Here is a 2,684-nt window from a genome sequence, read left to right as displayed (position 1 = left end):
CAGGGCCTCGGCAAAGTCGGTCAAGGAGGCTGTGACTAGCGGATTCGTGGTGGTGCGCACGGTGTGGCGAGTGTGACGGGTGTGGCCTGTGGGGCTTTGATTGGGAGTTCTCACACGTCACGACCAAGCCTGAGGACCACACCCGCCGATGCCATCTTCACCCATGCACGCTGTGCCCGCGAGTCAACTGCCCGGTGGTGAGCTGTGGCGGCTGCTGGAAGGCGTGCCCGACCCGCGGGAACGACGAGGACGCCGGCATCGTCTCCCGGTGATCTTGGCGTGTGGGCTGGCCGCGGTCCTGGCCGGGGCCCGCTCCTTCGTCGCGATCGGGGAATGGGTCGCCCACCAGCCCGCGCCGACGTTGAGCGGCCTCGGAGTGAGCGGGGTCGGTCCGGGTGAGTCGACGATCCGACGGACCTTCGCCCGGCTGGACGCCGACTTCATCGACCAGGTGCTGGGCGTGCTGATGTGGACCCGCAGCCACCGCGCCGGGAGACGGCGGGTGATCGCGATCGACGGCAAGACCGTCCGCGGTGCCCGTACCCCGGCCCAGGCCGCGCCGCATCTGGTGGCCGCGCTCGACCATCAGGCCGGCACCGTGCTCAGACAGATCGCAGTGGCGGCGACGAGCAACGAGATCCCTGCTGTGCAACGACTCCTGGGTGTGCTCGACTTGGCAGACGTGGTGGTCACGGTGGATGCGATGCACACCCAGACCGACACCGCGAAGATGATCACCGACGGTGGCGGGGACTACGTGTTCACCGTCAAGGCCAACCAGCCCACCCTGTACCGGCAGCTGAAGGAGCTGCCCTGGCAGCAGGTGCCCGCGCATCGGGCCACCCAGACTGGCCACGGCCGCCGGACCACCCGGACCATCAAGGTCGTCGACGCCCCAGCCTGGGTCGGCTTCCCCGGCGCTGCCCAGGTCGCCCAGGTCCGCCGCACCACCACCACGGCCGCGAAGACCACCGCCGAGGTCGTCTACCTGATCACCTCCGCCGACCACACCGCCGCCCCACCGGCCACCCTGGCCGCCTGGATCCAGGGCCACTGGTGCATCGAGAACCGGCTCCACTGGGTCCGCGACGTCTCCTACGACGAGGACCGATCCCAAGTCCGAACCGGCCACGCACCCCAGGTGATGGCGACCCTGCGCAACACCGCGATCAGCCTGCTCCGCCTCACCGGCTGGACCAACATCGCCGCCGCCCAGCGACACCACGCCCGCGACCCCGCTCACACCCTCAAACTGGTCCTGACCTGGTGACCCGCGACTTTGCCGAGACCCTGGACACCGACCTGGTCGGTGAAAACGGATACTTGACCGACATCTCCCGCACCTATCTGTGCGGGGACCGCCCGCCCAGTGACACCCAGCGCCGGCTCTACCAGACCTCGTACGAGTTCTTGCAGACCTGTCTGCCGGAGTTCAAAGCCGGTGCTTCGTTCGCGGAGCTGGGTCGCAAACTCTCCCCGCGACTGCCTGAGGAGTTTCATGCTCAGCGATATCCGTTCATCGCCCACGGCACCGGGCTGGTCGATGAGTACCCGTGCGTCAACTTCGAGCACCATCATGACGGGGAGCTCGAGGTCGGGATGGTGATGAGCATCGAGTCCTACATCGGCGCGGTGGGCGGATCGGTGGGAGTCAAGCTGGAAGAACAAGTCGTCATCGGCGAGCACGGCCCCGAACTCATCTCCACCGCGCCGTTCGACGAGCGTCTGCTGGCCTGACCTCCTTCGGCCCTGCCCCCGCTTCTCTCGCCCGCGTGGGCATTGGTGGATCGGATCGCACTCCAGGACGCTCTCTATGTCGCGCTCGCGGCATCATTGGACGGAATCCTGGTCACCACAGATGGGCGCTTCGTAGAGGTGCGGCCGGGATCGTCGCCGTCGCCGACCCGGATTCGTTTGCGTGCACGCCTGAATCACTCTGATACTCCCGCGTCTCCGGCCCACACCGACCGCAGGTGAGCGATGTGTTGGGTCATCAGCACCCGCATCGGTTCGACCTGCCGGCTCAAGGCCAGGTCGACCATCTGTTCGTGCTCGACCGCAAGCTGCCCGAGTTTGCCGGCCTCGGCGAGAACCTGCAGCCCGTACAGCCGAGAACGGGCGCGCAGGTCACGGACCACCTTGACCAGCACCGGATTACCGTGCAGGGCCAGGAACCGCAGGTGGAACTCGGTGTCGGCCTCGATATAGGTGATCAAGTCCAAACTCTGGGCAGCCACCACGATCTGTCGCGCGAGCGGGCGGAGGTTCTCGACCGCGGCGGCGACCTCGCCGACGCAGCCTCCGGCGACCAACGCCATGGTGGGAATCTCGACCATGGCCCGGATCTCGGCCAGCGCGTCCAGTTCGGCGCCGCTCAGCGTCGTCGGTCGGAACCCCTTGTTGCGGACCACCTCGACCAAGCCCTCGCTGACCAGGTCGAGCATCGCTTCCCGCACCGGAGTGGCCGAGACCCCGAACTGCTGGGCCAGCTTGGGCGCCGAGTAGGAGATGCCCGGCCGCATCTGTCCGGTCACCAGCTGGGCGCGCAACGCGTCAGCCACCTGCTGACGCAGACTGAGCCGATCGTGGAAGTTGGGTAGCCGCAGCCGTTCGACCGGGCTGGAATCGACGTCCTCGGTTCCGTTCATGCTGGTGCCGGACCTCTCCGCGGAGCTGGCTCCATC

The 2,684-nt window shown here is 67.5% G+C and carries 3 protein-coding genes; 2 read left to right on the top strand and 1 reads right to left on the bottom strand.

Annotated elements, in window-relative coordinates; translation table 11 throughout:
• Positions 1-148: 148 nt before the first annotated feature.
• On the top strand, positions 149-1,270 hold the full coding sequence (locus tag L0H79_RS21840; protein ID WP_367652515.1) for an ISAs1 family transposase: 1,122 nt from the start codon (positions 149-151) through the stop codon (positions 1,268-1,270).
• The gene (locus L0H79_RS21835; RefSeq protein ID WP_301486863.1) at positions 1,267-1,737 is read left to right on the top strand and encodes a Xaa-Pro peptidase family protein; all 471 of its coding nucleotides are present in this window, start codon (positions 1,267-1,269) and stop codon (positions 1,735-1,737) included. Before L0H79_RS21840 ends, L0H79_RS21835 begins: the two co-directional genes overlap by 4 nt.
• A 194-nt stretch (positions 1,738-1,931) precedes the next feature.
• Here the strand turns inward: L0H79_RS21835 and L0H79_RS21830 are convergent.
• On the bottom strand, positions 1,932-2,684 hold a 753-nt coding region (locus tag L0H79_RS21830; RefSeq protein ID WP_367652514.1), incomplete at its 5' end, for a GntR family transcriptional regulator.

The organism is Intrasporangium sp. (assembly GCF_030452765.1).
Taxonomy (GTDB): Bacteria; Actinomycetota; Actinomycetes; order Actinomycetales; family Dermatophilaceae; genus Intrasporangium_A.
Note: the sequence above shows the minus strand (reverse complement) of the source record. Positions and strands in the feature narration are given on the sequence as shown.

Excerpts from the sequence above, each read along its gene's own strand:
- L0H79_RS21840 (WP_367652515.1), top strand. The coding sequence starts at position 149 with ATGCCATCTTCACCCATGCACGCTGTGCCCGCGAGTCAACTGCCCGGT.